The sequence below is a fragment of the Paenibacillus jamilae genome (assembly GCF_050482105.1).
Classification (GTDB): domain Bacteria; phylum Bacillota; class Bacilli; order Paenibacillales; family Paenibacillaceae; genus Paenibacillus; species Paenibacillus jamilae_B.
Genome location: NZ_JBCNHI010000012.1, coordinates 50,166 through 66,101, shown reverse-complemented (window position 1 = coordinate 66,101; position 15,936 = coordinate 50,166). Strand labels below are relative to the sequence as shown.

The 15,936-nt window shown below is 46.3% G+C and carries 16 protein-coding genes; all 16 read right to left on the bottom strand.

What is annotated here, in order from left to right; genetic code table 11:
• Nucleotides 1-39: 39 nt before the first annotated feature.
• Complete coding sequence (locus ABEW32_RS10195; RefSeq protein WP_430187193.1) at nucleotides 40-1,500, bottom strand: class I adenylate-forming enzyme family protein; 1,461 nt, start codon at nucleotides 1,498-1,500, stop codon at nucleotides 40-42.
• 12 nt (nucleotides 1,501-1,512) lie between these two features.
• The gene (fabI, locus tag ABEW32_RS10190; RefSeq protein WP_430187190.1) at nucleotides 1,513-2,283 is read right to left on the bottom strand and encodes an enoyl-ACP reductase FabI; all 771 of its coding nucleotides are present in this window, start codon (nucleotides 2,281-2,283) and stop codon (nucleotides 1,513-1,515) included.
• A 422-nt stretch (nucleotides 2,284-2,705) separates the two neighbouring features.
• Nucleotides 2,706-3,239, bottom strand: a complete 534-nt coding sequence (locus ABEW32_RS10185) for a hypothetical protein (protein WP_430187188.1) — start codon at nucleotides 3,237-3,239, stop codon at nucleotides 2,706-2,708.
• A 290-nt stretch (nucleotides 3,240-3,529) separates the two neighbouring features.
• Nucleotides 3,530-4,867 (bottom strand): TrkH family potassium uptake protein, encoded by a 1,338-nt coding sequence (locus ABEW32_RS10180; RefSeq protein WP_430187185.1) that lies wholly within the window; start codon nucleotides 4,865-4,867, stop codon nucleotides 3,530-3,532.
• Nucleotides 4,868-4,954: 87 nt separating this feature from the next.
• On the bottom strand, nucleotides 4,955-6,481 hold the full coding sequence (gene lysS, locus ABEW32_RS10175) for a lysine--tRNA ligase (protein ID WP_430187183.1): 1,527 nt from the start codon (nucleotides 6,479-6,481) through the stop codon (nucleotides 4,955-4,957).
• A 111-nt stretch (nucleotides 6,482-6,592) separates the two neighbouring features.
• On the bottom strand, nucleotides 6,593-7,069 hold the full coding sequence (gene greA, locus ABEW32_RS10170; RefSeq protein WP_013308160.1) for a transcription elongation factor GreA: 477 nt from the start codon (nucleotides 7,067-7,069) through the stop codon (nucleotides 6,593-6,595).
• A 214-nt stretch (nucleotides 7,070-7,283) separates the two neighbouring features.
• Complete coding sequence (dusB, locus tag ABEW32_RS10165; protein ID WP_430187180.1) at nucleotides 7,284-8,312, bottom strand: tRNA dihydrouridine synthase DusB; 1,029 nt, start codon at nucleotides 8,310-8,312, stop codon at nucleotides 7,284-7,286.
• Nucleotides 8,313-8,357: 45 nt separating this feature from the next.
• Entirely contained in the window at nucleotides 8,358-8,558 is a 201-nt protein-coding gene (locus ABEW32_RS10160) for a helix-turn-helix domain-containing protein (RefSeq protein WP_430187176.1), read from the bottom strand.
• Nucleotides 8,510-9,058 (bottom strand): 2-amino-4-hydroxy-6-hydroxymethyldihydropteridine diphosphokinase, encoded by a 549-nt coding sequence (folK, locus tag ABEW32_RS10155; protein ID WP_430187174.1) that lies wholly within the window; start codon nucleotides 9,056-9,058, stop codon nucleotides 8,510-8,512. Before folK ends, ABEW32_RS10160 begins: the two co-directional genes overlap by 49 nt.
• Before the next feature lie 9 nt (nucleotides 9,059-9,067).
• On the bottom strand, nucleotides 9,068-9,430 hold the full coding sequence (gene folB / locus ABEW32_RS10150; protein WP_430187171.1) for a dihydroneopterin aldolase: 363 nt from the start codon (nucleotides 9,428-9,430) through the stop codon (nucleotides 9,068-9,070).
• Between the two features lie 270 nt (nucleotides 9,431-9,700).
• A complete protein-coding gene (gene folP, locus ABEW32_RS10145; RefSeq protein ID WP_430187169.1) occupies nucleotides 9,701-10,567 on the bottom strand; it encodes a dihydropteroate synthase in 867 nt (288 codons plus the stop codon).
• Nucleotides 10,564-11,460, bottom strand: a complete 897-nt coding sequence (locus ABEW32_RS10140; RefSeq protein WP_430187166.1) for an aminotransferase class IV — start codon at nucleotides 11,458-11,460, stop codon at nucleotides 10,564-10,566. Before ABEW32_RS10140 ends, folP begins: the two co-directional genes overlap by 4 nt.
• 3 nt (nucleotides 11,461-11,463) lie before the next feature.
• Nucleotides 11,464-12,039 (bottom strand): aminodeoxychorismate/anthranilate synthase component II, encoded by a 576-nt coding sequence (gene pabA / locus ABEW32_RS10135; protein WP_063208392.1) that lies wholly within the window; start codon nucleotides 12,037-12,039, stop codon nucleotides 11,464-11,466.
• A gap of 5 nt (nucleotides 12,040-12,044) precedes the next feature.
• Nucleotides 12,045-13,667 (bottom strand): anthranilate synthase component I family protein, encoded by a 1,623-nt coding sequence (locus ABEW32_RS10130; protein WP_430187164.1) that lies wholly within the window; start codon nucleotides 13,665-13,667, stop codon nucleotides 12,045-12,047.
• 127 nt (nucleotides 13,668-13,794) lie between these two features.
• Nucleotides 13,795-14,733 (bottom strand): cysteine synthase A, encoded by a 939-nt coding sequence (cysK, locus tag ABEW32_RS10125; protein ID WP_430187162.1) that lies wholly within the window; start codon nucleotides 14,731-14,733, stop codon nucleotides 13,795-13,797.
• Nucleotides 14,734-14,973: 240 nt separating this feature from the next.
• Entirely contained in the window at nucleotides 14,974-15,924 is a 951-nt protein-coding gene (locus ABEW32_RS10120) for a peptidylprolyl isomerase (protein WP_430187160.1), read from the bottom strand.
• Nucleotides 15,925-15,936 lie beyond the last annotated feature (12 nt).

Below are 15,936 nucleotides of genomic sequence, written 5' to 3'. Positions count from 1 at the left end.
ATTCTCCTTTTCCTATATGCAGTTTTGGTAAATATCCTGTTATGCTTTGCGAGAAGCAGCTTTCTCTAGAGCAACGCGCTCCATCTCCAGACGGTCTACTTTTCCATTGCGATTTAAAGGAAAATGATCGAGCGGAAGCAAAAGATCGGGAAACATGTAAGAAGGGAGCACCTGATTCATCTCTTTGCGAAGCACAGGTAAAACCTGCGAGGATTCATTTTCGATGAACGCAACAAGCAATGTCCCTTTTGCCTCGTCCTCCAAGGTGATCACACAGGATCGGTACCCTAGCGAACCAATTCGGTCTTCAATGTAGACTGGAGAGACCATGTAGCCCATCCGATTGACCGTCTTACCACTGCGACCAATAACATACAGCATTCCGTCATCCAGATAGCCCAGATCTCCCGTCTTGAACCAGCCATCCTGTAGAACGGATTGTGTCAGGTCTGGACGATTCAGATAACCTTCCATACATCCGGCACTTCGTATCCACACTTCACCTACGATACCGTCCACCTGCTCGTTACCTGCAGAATCAAGTATTTTCAAGTCCACGCCAGGTAATGGTTTGCCACAGCCCTTCGGACATTCCAGCGTCCCCAGCGTAACGTTGCCCAATTCAGATAAGCCGTAGCCATTCAGCAGGGGTTGTCCAAATATGTTGTTAAATTTCTCTTCGAGGTCTTGAGTAAGTGGAGAACCGCCTACGCACCACATGCGGACTGGAGATTGCTTGATCAATTCCAGTTGTTCGGGTTTTCGGCTTAGCATACGCAACAAGGTGTAAAAAGCAGAGGGGTTAGCGTCTACGACCGTCGCCCGGTCTTTCGTAATACTTGCAATGACGCTCCAGAGGTTTTTTGGATTACAAATGATGAGAGAACATGAGGTTAACCACCAGGAGAAGATAAGTGAAATTCCATAAAAATGAGAAAAAGGCACCACGGGGAGCATATGGTCAGACGGTATGTAGTTCATAGCGTGTATGGAATGCCTGATATTCTCCATAAAAGCTGAACCAGCTTTCACGATTCCCTTGGGTTTACCCGTCGTACCGGAAGAATACAGAATGAGCGCATCCGATCTCTCGCACCACTTGTTAAAGTCGAGGGCTTCGGGCTTTGGCTCTCCCACCCAATGCGGGTGTACTGCTTCTTCTTGAATTAGATCTTGAATCAAAATAACGAGAGCATGAGGAAGTTCTAAAGCAGAATCCGTCAGGATGCAACAGGCACCCGCTTCATCATAGATTTGGGCCACCTCATCAATTACAGTCTGCTCGTCCACCACAGTTACCGAAACTGCGAGATGACACAGGGAGAACAGAGATACAACAAACCAATAGGAATTGGCCGCCTTCAGAATCACTCTACCGTCTTCAGGAATTCCTCTGAGAGCCAGCATCCGCGAAAAGATCGTCACGTCTCGTTCCAGACGCTCTCTGCTCATAATTCCTTCAGGTGAGATAATACGGCAATCCGTATGCGTAATAAGCATAACGTTCCCCCCTTACATCCCCGTAATATGGTATCCAGCATCTACATGGATCACTTCACCTGTAATGCCTCTCGATAAATGGGAAAATAGGAATAACGCCGTATCTCCGACTTCGGACGTATCGACCGTCTTGCGTAGGGGCGTAGTTTCTTCAATATGCTTTAGCATTGTGTTAAAATCTTTAATGCCATAGGCGGCCAAAGTACGTATAGGACCTGCCGAAATCGCATTTACACGAATGCCATAAGTACCCAGATCATTCGACAGATAACGCATGCTGGCTTCCAGTGAAGCCTTTGCTACACCCATAACGTTGTAATTCTTGATGGCTCGTTCTGCACCGATATACGTCATGGTGACGATACTTCCACCCTCTGTCATCAGCGGGTATACACGGCGGGATACAGCAGCTAGAGAATAGGCGCTGATTTCTTGCGCAACTGCGAAGCCCTCGCGAGAAGTGTCGACGAACGAGCCCTCCAAATCCTCAGCCTTAGCAAACGCTACACTGTGGAAATAGCCGTGCAAGACGCCTACCTTCTCCTTAAGAAAATCCGTCAGCGCATCCAATTCTTCATCGCTCTGTACATTGCAAGGACAGACAATGGACCCTGGAATGGTTTCAGCGAGCTTTAGCACCCGTTCTGCAACCCTCTCATTTTCGTAAGTAAAAATGAGATTTGCTCCTTCAGCAGCTAAAGATTGGGCTGTCCCCCAGGCAATACTCCTGTTATTAGCCACACCCATAATCAAAATGTTCTTTCCACTCAGTAGTACTGCCACAGAAACCACCTTTCTTTTTTACATTTTTAAACATAATAACAACTTAATTGCGCTTGTCTACATATATAGACATATATAATCTTTCCTGGAATATTATCGCGTCAATTGCCAAACTTATATAGTCGCCGTTTTAGGCAGATGACAAGAATATTTTAAAAATTGTGAACTTTGCTTTATTGGTCTGTGTTCAAATCGGAAGGAATCCATGCGTGTGAAAAAATAGAGAGGCAACAATAAAGTAATTGTCAAAGCGGGTTCAACATAAAAATATCATACTTTTATAAATATTTCCATAAAAAATGACAGACTCACCCCGCTATCGGAAATAACCACTACATTTCCACCGTCCATGATCTTCCGATTTGAACATCCTGAGTACCAGCCTGATTCAGTCCCAAGCTTGAAGTCTTACTTTTCTGAGGCTAAGCCTTATGTTTATGTTTTTTAGGAGCTACCGTATAGCTAAAGGAGACAACAAAGTCGATTAACAGAACGATCGCCCAAGTTTGCATAATAGCCTCCAATGCCGCTGTACGCTGCGGATCCCCTACATATACAATGATGGCGAGCAACAAAGCGTTGCCTATAGCCCAACCCAAAAGGTGAAGCAACCAACCTATCCGTTCCTCTTTTGCATGTGCAGCACCATATTTACGTTCAGGCTTGGGTCCTTTACCAAACCAATGAGAGAACCGTACATCCGCCCATTTAATCAACCTATGACCAAACGCTACGGTAATACCAAAATAACAGGCCGCCAGGCCAGTAGCAGTTGTAATCTCCATGCCACTTCTCACCGTGATGAACACGGCAATCAGTAACAGGATATCAATAATTGGGGTAAATAGTAAAAGAAGACCTCCTAATTTCTTCAACCCAAACATATACCTTGCGACTAACCCTGCAACAACAAAAACCCAAAATAGAACCTCAGCACTAATAATAAATAAATACATAATTAGACGATTCCTTTCAAATTTGAATTGGTATTCCCCTAAGTTCCCCCCCTTCATGCCCACTATCATACAATATTATACATAAAATTCCTAGTATTTTGTCTATAATTACATAAAAGGAAACAAATAGCCGTTTTTTTACAAAAGAATTTGCGGTTGTTTAGTTCATTTCCTCTTATTCTCAATTTGGGCATTTTTCATAATATGCTGCAAATAAAGGATTATGTTATGTGCAATAAAAAAAGATGCATCCCTGTCATCAGCACGGGTGCATCTTTTATATACATAAGCTATCCAATTACAATATGTCCTTCGGGACGACGGTACAACGTCTTGGTCGAACGTGGGCGAATCGCATAGGCAATCGTAAGAGGGCCGATTCGACCAATAAACATGGTAATACAGATAATCAGCTTGCCTGCGTCAGATAAGCCTGGCGTCACTCCTAAAGACAACCCCACCGTTCCGATAGCAGAAGCCACCTCAAATGCAAGAGAGAGAAATGGGGCATCCTCGGTCATTAAGAGCAGTATTACTACCAATGAGAATATAAATAGCCCCAATACAATGATCGTCAACGCCCGCATCATAATATCCTGGGGAACCCTATGACGGAAAAACACAATCTCCTTTTGTCCTCGCATAACGGCGATTAATGCACCTACCATAAGCAGGAACGTAGTTGTTTTAATTCCCCCTCCAGTAGAGCCTGGAGAAGCACCGATAATCATCAGCAGCATGATAAAGAACTGACTGGCCTGCCTTAATCCGCTGATGTCGACAGTACTTGTACCCGATGATCTGGTGGAAACGGATTGAAAGACAGCGGCATATACTTTGCCTTCCCAGTTCAGCGCACCCAGGGTTCGTGCATTGGTAAACTCAAAAATAAATAGAACCAGTGCACCAATTACAATGAGCGCTCCCGATACGCTCAGCACCATTTTAGAGTGTAAAGTCAGTCTCCGGGTACGACGAAAATCGAACAAGTCGCTTAATACAAGGAACCCCAGTCCCCCCGAAATCACAAGCACAGATGCAATCATATTGAAGATAAAGTCTCCAGCGTATTGCTGAAAGCTGGCCCCAAACAGATCAAATCCTCCGTTGTTAAAGAGAGATACGGAATGAAATATCCCATAATATATCGCCTGTCCGACAGGCATCTCTCGCATCCACCGCAAAGCTAAGACGACAGCTGCAATCGTTTCAATGGTGAATGAAAAGATCAGCACCTTGCGAATAATGCGCACGATCCCTTCCATGCTGTCGGCGTTAATCGCCTCTTTAAGCAGCAACCGATCCTTCAACGACAGTCGTCGCCCCATTAGCAGCGCAAACAAGGTCGCTAAGGTCATAAATCCCAGCCCACCTAGCTGCATCAGCACCAAAATGACGGTTTCTCCAAATACGGTATAGGTCGAATTAACGTCAACAACGACCAATCCTGTGACACAAGCAGCAGAGACGGACGTAAAAAGCGAATCAATCCAATGCGGAGCATGTCCACTATGATTGGCAACAGGAAGCATCAGGAGTAAAGTACCCAATGCAATAATCAATAAGTATCCGATGACCAATATAAAAGGAGGCGATGCGAACCGACTAAGCCTGACGCTGCGTTTCATCAGAAGTATTCCTCTCCATCCGTTCTTATGAAAAAGAGGAACAAGACACGGGAGCCCCGGCTGATCCTCTATATTCATAATGTGATGTTATTCTACTGTACGGTTACGCATATGCGGGAAGAGCAGCACATCGCGAATGGAAGGCGCATCTGTCAGCAGCATAACCAAACGATCGATGCCGATACCCAGCCCGCCTGTTGGCGGCATACCGTATTCCAAGGCTCGGATAAAGTCATCATCCATTTGATGAGCCTCATCATTGCCATGCTCACGTTCCAGCAATTGTGCTTCAAAACGTTGGCGCTGGTCAATTGGATCATTCAGCTCAGTGAACGCATTCGCATGCTCACGAGCAACCACGAACAGCTCGAAGCGATCCGTAAAGCGTGGGTCCTGTTCGTTTTTCTTCGCCAATGGCGAGATTTCAACTGGATGTCCAGTAATAAAGGTCGGCTGAATGAGCGTTTCCTCTACAAAATGTTCAAAGAATGCATTCAGGATATGACCAAATGTCATGTGCGGTTCAACCGGAACTTTATGCTCTTTCGCAAGGCGATGAGCTTCTTCATCACTCATTTGCACACTAAAGTCCACACCTGTTACTTCCTTAACAGCATCGACCATGGAAACTCTGCGCCATTGCGGCGTCAGATCTACTTCCTGACCTTGATACTGAATGTGCTGTGTGCCCAGTACTTCCTGCGCAATATGTGCAATCATGTTTTCTGTCAATTGCATGATATCTTTATAATCAGCATACGCCTCATACAGCTCAATCAACGTAAACTCAGGGTTATGACGGGTCGAAACACCTTCATTACGGTATACACGCCCGATCTCATATACTTTCTCCATTCCGCCAACAATTAGTCGTTTCAAATGGAGCTCAATAGCAATACGCATATAAAGCTGTGTATCCAATGCATTATGATGCGTAATAAATGGCTTCGCCGCTGCCCCGCCAGCAATGGCATGCAACGTTGGAGTTTCAACTTCCAAATAACCGAGCGAATCCAGATAACGACGCATGGATTGAATAATACGGGACCGCGTAATGAACGTTTTTTGTACTTCTGGGTTCATAACCAGGTCAACATAACGCTGACGGTAGCGCAATTCAACATCCTTTAGACCATGGTATTTTTCCGGTAGTGGGTACAAGGACTTGGACAAGACCTCAATATCCAATACTTTAATCGTCGTTTCACCTGTTTTGGTCTTAAAGAGCACGCCCTTAACACCAACAATATCGCCGAGATCCAAAATACCAAATGCTTTATAATTAGCTTCAGGTACAGTGTCTTGACGAACATAAATTTGAATACGTCCGCTAAGATCCTGTACATGGGCAAAGCTGGCTTTCCCCATCACTCGTTTGGCCATGATGCGGCCTGCTATGCTAACTTCAATGTTTTTTTCTTCCAATTCTTCCTTGGTCAAGCTGTCATACTTGCTCAGTAGTACGCCCGCTTCAGCCGTGCGTATGTATTTGCGTCCAAAAGGATCAATGCCCAATGAGCGAAGCTCGTCCAATTTGGCACGACGAATTTGCAATAATTCGCTTAATTCCTCGCGGTTTTCTTGTAATTCCTGGTTAGTAGTTTCATCCGACATGGTGCTAAATCAGCTCCTTTAATATGAATAGACGGGCCGGGGTCCGTCTCGGCTGTAGAGAAAAAAAGCTTCCACAAGGAAGCTTTTACATTAAATTCCAAAGTCCGTGTCTTATTTTTTGATATCCACGATTTTATATTGAATAACACCTGCTGGAACAGTTACATCTACAACAGTTCCTTTTTTCTTACCGAGAATGGCCTTGCCAACCGGACTTTCATTGGAGATCTTGTTCTGGAGCGGGTCAGATTCAGCAGAACCTACGATAGCATACTCTGTAATATCCCCGAATTCCAGGTCTTCAACGGTTACCGTCGCCCCTACTCCCACAACATCGGTGTCAATTTCATCGCTATTGATAATACGGGCATTGCGTAGCATCTTTTCCAAAGTAATTACACGACCTTCAATAAAGGCCTGCTCATTCTTCGCATCCTCGTATTCGGAGTTTTCACTAATATCTCCGTATCCGATGGCTACCTTAATCCGTTCAGCCACTTCGCGGCGTTTGACAGACTTTAAGTTCTCAAGCTCATCTTCGAGCTTTCTAAGGCCTTCCTGTGTAAGAATGACTTCTTTATCGCTCATCTCAACCGATTCTCCTGTCATGGAAAAAGTTTAAAAGTGCATCGGAATGCACGCTTTCAAAACATAATATGCCACTCTGAGGGAATGAGAACATTTCCTGCTGTTGTCTTGAGAGCTGCATACAATTTGTAGTATACATCAAGATTTTATACTGAACGATTATAGGGCAAGCAATTGGAAAAGTCAATCGCGTGCACAAGCCGGAACAGCTTCCTTATTGCGCAACAGTAGCAAGAGAAGCAGCACCTGTAGAAAGCTCTTCGTTATCCACCATGTGCAATTGAGATACAAATTGATCCAAAATGCGTACCATATCGTCGCGCTTGGTTTCTTCCATAATTACATCCTTAATACGTGCAGAACCTTTAATCCCCTTGAGGTACCAAGCCAGATGCTTGCGCATTTCACGAACAGCTACTGCTTCGCCCTTCAGCGCCACCAGACGGTCCATATGCAGAATGGCAATACGGATTTTTTCTTCCGGTGATGGATCAGGCAACAGCTTGCCTGTCTGTAAATACTCAATCGTACGGTACAGCATCCATGGATTTCCTAGGGCGCCACGTCCAATCATAACACCGTCACAATTGGTCAAATCCAGCATCCGGCGAGCATCTTCCGGTGTTAATACATCGCCATTTCCAATTACAGGAATGGATACTGCTTCTTTAACCTCTTTTATAATATCCCAATTCGCGTGCCCCGTATACAGTTGCTCCCGTGTACGGCCATGTACGCTGACGGCCTGACCTCCAGCACGTTCAACAGCGCGAGCGTTCTCTACAGCGTAAATATGCTCGCTATCCCAACCGATACGCATTTTCACGGTAACCGGCTTGCTCACGGATTCCACTACTGCCGATACCATCTCATAAATCTTGTTTGGATCAAGCAGCCACCGAGCACCTGCATCACATTTGGTCACTTTGGGAACTGGGCAGCCCATATTAATGTCAATAATATCTGCATTCGTCTCCTGGTCTACGACTTTCGCTGCTTCTACCAAAGATTTGCGGTCGCCTCCGAAAATTTGCAAGCTAAGCGGCTTCTCGCGCTCATCTACAAACAGCATCTCACGTGTACGCTTGTTGCCGTGAATAATGGCCTTATCACTAACCATCTCTGCACATACCAAGCCTGTACCGAATTCCTTGGCGATCAAGCGAAAAGCAGGGTTGCACACGCCTGCCATGGGTGCCAGGACGACTTGGTTTTTCATTTCAATGTCGCCGATTTTCAACATATCTGTTCACCCCTTTATTCCTTCTTTTATATCATATACTTATCGTTAATCCGTCAATTCCCGGACTTCAATTTCTAGCGTTTGGGCAATAATGTTCAGCATGTCTGGGTCTACTGTACGATTACCTCGCTCCACAGCACCTAATACAGTCAAAGATATGCCCGTTCGTTCTGCCAACTCCTGCTGGGTAAATCCTTTTAGCTTCCGAAAGGCGCGGAGTCGTTGCGCCAGCTGCAAGTTTTCCAAAGCTGTATGCCGTCCTTTCCATCCACAGAATTCAATGCAGTATGCACGATACTGTATAGACCGGACGAATCCTGGTTCGGGACAATGTCAGCCAAGGGAACCAGCACAAAAGCACGCTCCAGCATACGAGGATGAGGAAGCTCCAAATCCGGCGTAGCCAATTGTGCCGCTTCCATCCACAACAAGTCCAGGTCAATGGTTCGTGGACCGTTAGGAATATGTCTTACCCTCCCCAGACGACTCTCCACCTCCAGCATATAAAACAACAGCTCCTCTGGAGCAAGTGCTGTCGATACGGCTACCGTCATGTTCAAAAAAGAAGGCTGATCCAGATATCCAACAGGCTCTGTTTCATACAGACTGGAGCAGCGCAGCACTCGTATCTCCGGATGTTCGTCCAGTGCGGTAATGGCTTCATGCAGGGTATGCTCACGCTCCCCCAAATTAGCCCCTAAAGCAATATAAGCCTCTGATCCCTCAGAGGTCGAATGTGCATTCATGTGTCGTTCCTACTTTCTTGCGCGATAAAGCTCAACCGTCACATCCTGAAAATGAATATCAAACGGCGGATGTGGCTTCGTCACTTTGACAGTCAGTGCATTGACACTAGTATAAGTGTCCAGTAGGGAAGATGCAATACGTTCGCCCAAAGCTTCAATCAATTGGTAAGATTCCTTTTCTACGATATCTTTCACGGTATAATGCACCTCAGCATAGTTAACCGTTTTGTCCAAAGCATCCTGCTCTCCTGCTTCACGCAGATCAAGCTCCAGTTCCAAGTCAATATAATAACGCTGCCCCAGCTTGCGCTCCTCTGGAAAAACGCCGTGATATCCGTAATACTCCATGCGATGCAATTTCATTTTATCCATCTTAGGTAAGTCCCCTTTTTTTGATTTTATCTATATAAGCTCCACTTAAAAGTTCTATATCGTGCCACTGCGCAGTCAGATGGTGCTTCCCATCGCCACCGCTTCGCTTGTACAGCACCATTCCGCCACTTTGTTCTCATTCGACTTCATCTATTCTTCTGATTACTTACACAATAATAGCTCCCTAAAAATACAGTGACTTAGTCTTAGCAGTTCAAAGAATCCCATTGCAACAGCAATCGTAGAATCAAAGGATTCGTGAAGCGCCTTCTAACCGCCATAACTCAGTGGATTTTTAGCCCCGTACACCATCGCATCACACATACGCACGGTGCGCTTGATCTGTGCCACATCGTGCACTCGTACAATCTGGCACCCTTGAGCAATGCCAAAGGCCACAGTAGCAGCAGTTCCCTCCACCACATCATTCACAGGTAAATCCAGTGCTGTACGGATAAATCTTTTACGCGACGTAGCCAACAACAGCGGGAATCCTAGCTGACTCAATGTATCGAGAGAAGTCATGGCATGAATATTTTCATCGTAATCCTTAGCAAAACCAATGCCGGGGTCTAAAATAATCTGTTCCTTACGTACTCCTGCGTCCAGTGCTAATTGGATACTCTCCTTTAAATCGGACAGCATATCAGAAACCAAATCGCTATAGTTACGGTCGTGACGATTATGCATCAAAATGACCGGACAATCGTATTCTGAGGCTACACGTGCCATATCGGGATCTGCCTTAAACCCCCACACATCATTAATGATATGTGCACCTGCCTCAAGCGCCTGCCTGGCTACTTCGGCTTTGTAAGTATCCACAGATAATGGGATGTGCGGTGCAATACGATGAATCGCCTCGACGACTGGAATGACCCGAGCCAGTTCTTCTTCCACACCTACTGGTTCATGACCGGGACGGGTAGACTCCCCGCCAATGTCAATAATATTTGCTCCATCCTCTACTAGTTTTAATGCATGTAAAACAGCAATCTCTGGATTATAATGTAATCCTCCATCGGAAAATGAATCTGGGGTTACGTTAAGTATGCCCATAATTTGGGTAGCATGTCCAAGTGTGAGCTTGGCATCCCCCATTTGATAGCTGCGTTCATAAAGAGTTGGTATATTCATTTCATCCCTGCTTTCTGCCTATAATCGTGCAACAGCAAAGCTGTTATGGACTCGGACTGTGCCAAAGGATCTGCTATATGGCTCGCTACTCCTCCCGGCTCCAACAACAAGTCCACGGGTCGTATTTCTTGTATAGAGTTGGTCATAAAAATTTCATCAGCCTGTTTCAGCTCGTCCCAGCGGTATAGCCCTTGTTCACATGGAATGCCTCGCAGGTTCGCCAGCTCTAAAACGAATTCACGTGTAATGCCTGGCAAAATTCCAGTAGATAAGTCAGGGGTATACAGCGTATTGTTTCGCACAAAAAACAGATTACTAACGATTCCCTCTGCCAGAAAACCGTTAGCCGTAAGCATTATTCCTTCGGCCTTATAACGGATAGCCTCGGCATACTGCTGAAGTTCCCGCTTCGCAAGAATATTATTCATATAATGGAGCGATTTTAACCGAACCTCACCCTCCGGAGTGTTTCTAGGGGTTCGCAGCAACTGAAGCGCCGTCGGCACTGAGGATCGCCTTGTTTGTATATTGGTAGAAGGCAGTGGCTTGGCGAACAAAATATGGTTGGGCCGCGTGTAGTCACCGGATGGCAAACCCAGTGCCTCTTCACCCGCTGATACGGTGTAGCGGATATAGGCTTCATCCAGCCCATTTGCCGCCATCAGATGCTGGATGTATTTTGTAAGCTGCTGCTCATTCGGTTGAAAAGGAATGCCGAGCATGCGGCAGCCTTCCTTCAGTCGATGCAGATGCCGATCCAGCAGGAAGGGAACACCTCTATAGGTGCGGAATGTTTCAAACAAGCCCATTCCGTATAAAAAGCCGTGATCACTTACGTGAACCACGGCTTTTGCGGCTTCCGTGAGGACGCCATTGACTCCGATATATTTCATAAATCAGACGCCTACCTTGCGTTTTAGGAAATTGCGCAACAGTTGATGCCCGTAGTCCGTAATAATGGATTCGGGATGAAACTGAACTCCTTCTACGGCAAATTCTTTATGCCGCAAACCCATAATTTCACCCTCTGCGGTTTCAGCAGTAATCTCTAGACATTCAGGCAGGCTCTCGCGCTCTACCAGCAGCGAATGATACCGGGTGGCTGTGAACGGTGAAGGCAGGCCTTCAAATACCGAGGTATTATGATGGAGAATTGGTGATGTTTTGCCATGCATAAGCCGATCAGCGCGGATAACCTTCCCGCCAAAAGCCTGTCCGATAGCCTGGTGACCGAGACACACGCCAAAAATCGGAATCCGGCCTTTAAAATGGTTGATTACATCCAGCGAAATCCCCGCCTCATTCGGCGTGCATGGACCTGGCGAGATCAAAATGTGTTCTGGTGCCAGTTCTTCTATGCCTTTCACATCAATCTCATCATTCCGTTTTACGGTTACTTCTTCGCCAAGTTCACCCAGATATTGAACAAGATTGTACGTAAATGAATCATAATTATCAATCACCAAAATCATTAGACTCACCCTCCTGTGATACCGCTCCTGCTCAAAGCGGCTTCTTCTTCTCCACATTGTACTGCCTTCATGACAGCTCTGGCCTTGTTCCGACACTCCCGATATTCCCTGTACGGGTCTGAATCAATGACGATACCCGCACCTGTCTGTAAATAGGCAGTGTTCCCCTTAACAGCTAGTGTTCTTATTATAATATTTAATTCCATATTACCATTATAGTCAATCCATCCAAGGGACCCTGTATAAGGACCCCGACGAACGGGCTCTAATTCTTCAATAATTTCCATGGTGCGCACCTTAGGGGCCCCGGTAATGGTTCCGCCCGGAAAGGTAGCAGCTATTACGTCTATAGCTGTACGACCCGAGGCTAATTTCCCCTCAACCTGAGAAACCAAATGCATAACGTGCGAATAATATTCGACAGTCAGCAATTCAGGGACATGCACCGATCCATATTCAGCAATCCGTCCGATATCGTTGCGCTCCAGATCGACGAGCATAATATGCTCGGCCCGTTCTTTTCCACTTGATAGAAGCTCTGCAGCCATAGCAGCGTCTTCATCAGGGGTTAGTCCCCTTCTTCTAGTACCTGCAATAGGGCGGGCGCTCACACGTCCATCCTCCAGCTTCACCAGCAGTTCCGGTGAGCCACTGACGATCCGCAAATCTGGTATGCGCAGCATCCCCATATAAGGGGAAGGATTCAGCAGACGAAGCCATTCATATATATTCTCAGGAAGGGCTGCAAGCGTACGTTGCTGACGAATCGACAAGTTCACCTGAAATACATCCCCTCGAGCAATGTATTCCTGCACACGTTTCACAGCATGTTCAAAATCTTGTTGGCTAAATGCTGCTTTCCAGCCGTCAGATTCTTGATGAACAGCCCCTAAACCTTCTTCGGACAGCCGAGCACAACGATGAGGGTAAGCTGGATCAGTCTCTCCCGCATGTATAATGTTCTTCCACTGAGTCAACATGCGTTCTGCACGTTGGACCGCTTCCTCATAAAGCTGGCCAAGTATAGGTGTAGTCTCATCCACCATAACCTCATTCGCCAAATCGGTCTGACTGCTGAGGTTACTAGAGCGGGCGGGATTAGGCATATGAACAGCACAATATAGGCACGAGGCTTCGTGATCATAAATCCATAGCTCATTTACCCGCATCCATACATAATCAGGTATATCGGTATCGTCTGCAGCTTGAGTTGGCAAACGCTCCAACGAGCGGGCTACATCGTAGCCCAGATAGCCCGCAAATCCCCCAGTGAAAAAAGGCATGCCAGGTACACGCGGCGCTTGGTAAGGGGCGATCCAATCGTTCATGACTGTCAAAGGTTGTCCATGTACATCACCATGCTCCCCGGTTTGCAAATCAGTCCAAACGGCATGTTCCCCCTTGCCTTCCAATATAGCAACCGGGTTCAAGGACAGATAGGTATACCTCCCGCCCTTAGCGCTCTCCAATAAGAAGGCATATGGCGACGAATCCTCCCAAGCCTTCCGCCACGACGACGGTAACCCGCTAACGGGCAATGGATACTCAGCAATATAGGGAAGTATACTCCAGCCTTCCTCCTGCCAGGTCAGCCACTGCGCCTCCGTCACTCTAGCTGTCCATTTCATCTGTGTGTGCTGCCCCTTTCTTTACTTTGCCAAAAGTCTGCATTTTTCTTCTTACAAAGAAACCCTCATCCCCCGGTTACAGGGAATGAGGGCTTCCTTACGTATAGTATACACAATTACGACATCATTACAGCTCGAAATTGTATAGTGGTGTACTCAGGTAACGTTCACCATTACTTGGAATAATGACAACAATCCGTTTACCCTTGCCTAATTGCTTAGCAAGCTTCAAGGCCGCATGAACAGCCGCGCCAGATGAAATACCGGACAAAATTCCCTCTTCCTTAGCCACTCTACGCGCTACCTCGAAAGCTTCATCGTTTTCTACATGAAAAATTTCATCATAGATATCGCGGTTTAAAATTTCAGGAATAAAGTTGGCACCCAGCCCTTGAATTTTGTGAGGTCCTGGCTTGCCGCCTGCTAGCAATGGGGAAGAAGCGGGCTCTACAGCCACGATTTTAATACCAGGGAATTCTTTTTTAAGCACTTCGCCGGCACCAGAAATGGTTCCACCAGTACCTATACCTGCTACAAAAGCATCCAATGTGCCGCCAATGGAACGAATCGCTTCTACGATCTCAGGCCCCGTCGTTTCACGATGAATTTTGATATTGGCTTTGTTCTTGAACTGCTCGGCAGCGAAATAATCCGGGTTTTCGCTCAATAGCTCTTCCATTTTCTTAACAGATCCATTCATGCCCTCTGAGCCAGGTGTTAGCACAAGCTCGGCTCCGTAAGCACGCAGCAAATTACGACGCTCTATACTCATCGTTTCTGGCATAACAATTACTGCTTTATACCCCTTCGCAGCAGCCACCATTGCCAAGCCGATTCCTGTGTTACCGCTAGTTGCTTCAATAATGGTACCACCTGGTTTAAGCAATCCTTCACGCTCAGCTTCTTCCACCATACTAATTGCAATACGGTCTTTTACACTGGAGCCTGGGTTCTGATATTCCAGTTTCAGATAAATTTCGGCGCTATCCTCCGGTACGATCCGGTTGAGGCGAACGAGGGGAGTCTCCCCGATAAGGTCGGTGATGTTATTAACAACTTTAGCCATGATAATTCCTCCCTGACTGTAGATGATATATTAAAAATTGCGAAAACATATTGTAGATGATTCTAGGTAAATCATTTTTCGTTTTATGCCGTCCATTTAATTTCCGATAAAAATAGTTGGTTTTATACGCTAATCATAACAATCTTCAATTCCAATGTCAATACGAGTAAATAAGCTACAATGCTGTTTACCCGCGTTATCCGCATCGTGTCTTCTTCAAAGCAAGATTCTTTTGCGATGTTATAGAGAAGCGGAAGGTACCTCTTTCTCAGATAAAATACGCGCTCCATATTTATCACGCAGGCTCTTCTCAATCTCTTCCAAAGGAGCAGCTTGTGCCAAGGCAAGCGACCGGCGGATTTGCTGACGAATCTGCTGCTTATTCGGGGAATTCTTTAGCCTGACATCCTGAACATAAATGACTGCATAGCCATCGTTAACAGAGATTGGACCTGCAACATCCCCGGAGCTTAGTTCTCTCGCTGCCTTCATGATCGCCTCCGGTTGAAATGGATCATATTCATCCAGCCATCCCTGCTGTCCGCTGTGATCTCCGCCGAGAGGGCTGCCTGGGCCTGAATGCTCCCGAAGAAGCGTGTCGAAGCTTTCTCCTTGCTTGACCCGATCCAGCAACGTCTCTGCTCCCTCTGCTGTAGCTACATAAATAGCTGCCAGTTTGATCTGCTTACCAACGGCAAATTCCTCAGGGTGCTGTCCCCAATACTCGTCAATCTGCGTTTCTTCAACCTGAATACCTTGGGTGGCTATTTTCTCCAGGCCAATCCGATACTCCGCTTCATTCCGCAAGTCAACCGGGTCCAAGCCAAACTGCCGCTTCATTTCCTCAAAGTAGGCGTGTTCTGAGTCGTACCCTTTACTATCCTGCTCCAGTACCTGCTGTAAATCCTCTTGGGTGACCTTAATACCGAGACGCTTGGTTTCAGCCTGCACGGCTTTACGATTCAACATTTGCAACAGCGTATTCGTTCCATATCGCTTTTTCAGTTCCGCTACCCACTGTTCCTCCGAAATGCCTTCCTGACCCATCTCCGCCACAGTATGATCGCCGTCATCCTTGCTTACATCACCCGGCTTTAACAGCCCCCGAAGCATGATAAGACCACCCAAGGCGGCGACGCTAACGGTCAGAATAATGACAGCTGTCCATAATCCCTTTTCCCGTGTAGTCATCGCTTACACCGC

Bases quoted from the DNA above. Each gene is read 5' to 3' on its own strand.
- ABEW32_RS10195 (WP_430187193.1), bottom strand. From the start codon at position 1,500: ATGCTTATTACGCATACGGATTGCCGTATTATCTCACCTGAAGGAATT.
- ABEW32_RS10185 (WP_430187188.1), bottom strand. From the start codon at position 3,239: ATGTATTTATTTATTATTAGTGCTGAGGTTCTATTTTGGGTTTTTGTT.
- ABEW32_RS10180 (WP_430187185.1), bottom strand. From the start codon at position 4,867: ATGAAACGCAGCGTCAGGCTTAGTCGGTTCGCATCGCCTCCTTTTATA.
- lysS (WP_430187183.1), bottom strand. From the start codon at position 6,481: ATGTCGGATGAAACTACTAACCAGGAATTACAAGAAAACCGCGAGGAA.
- greA (WP_013308160.1), bottom strand. From the start codon at position 7,069: ATGAGCGATAAAGAAGTCATTCTTACACAGGAAGGCCTTAGAAAGCTC.
- dusB (WP_430187180.1), bottom strand. From the start codon at position 8,312: ATGTTGAAAATCGGCGACATTGAAATGAAAAACCAAGTCGTCCTGGCA.
- folK (WP_430187174.1), bottom strand. From the start codon at position 9,058: ATGAATGCACATTCGACCTCTGAGGGATCAGAGGCTTATATTGCTTTA.
- folB (WP_430187171.1), bottom strand. From the start codon at position 9,430: ATGGATAAAATGAAATTGCATCGCATGGAGTATTACGGATATCACGGC.
- folP (WP_430187169.1), bottom strand. From the start codon at position 10,567: ATGAATATACCAACTCTTTATGAACGCAGCTATCAAATGGGGGATGCC.
- ABEW32_RS10140 (WP_430187166.1), bottom strand. From the start codon at position 11,460: ATGAAATATATCGGAGTCAATGGCGTCCTCACGGAAGCCGCAAAAGCC.
- pabA (WP_063208392.1), bottom strand. From the start codon at position 12,039: ATGATTTTGGTGATTGATAATTATGATTCATTTACGTACAATCTTGTT.
- ABEW32_RS10130 (WP_430187164.1), bottom strand. From the start codon at position 13,667: ATGAAATGGACAGCTAGAGTGACGGAGGCGCAGTGGCTGACCTGGCAG.
- cysK (WP_430187162.1), bottom strand. From the start codon at position 14,733: ATGGCTAAAGTTGTTAATAACATCACCGACCTTATCGGGGAGACTCCC.
- ABEW32_RS10120 (WP_430187160.1), bottom strand. From the start codon at position 15,924: ATGACTACACGGGAAAAGGGATTATGGACAGCTGTCATTATTCTGACC.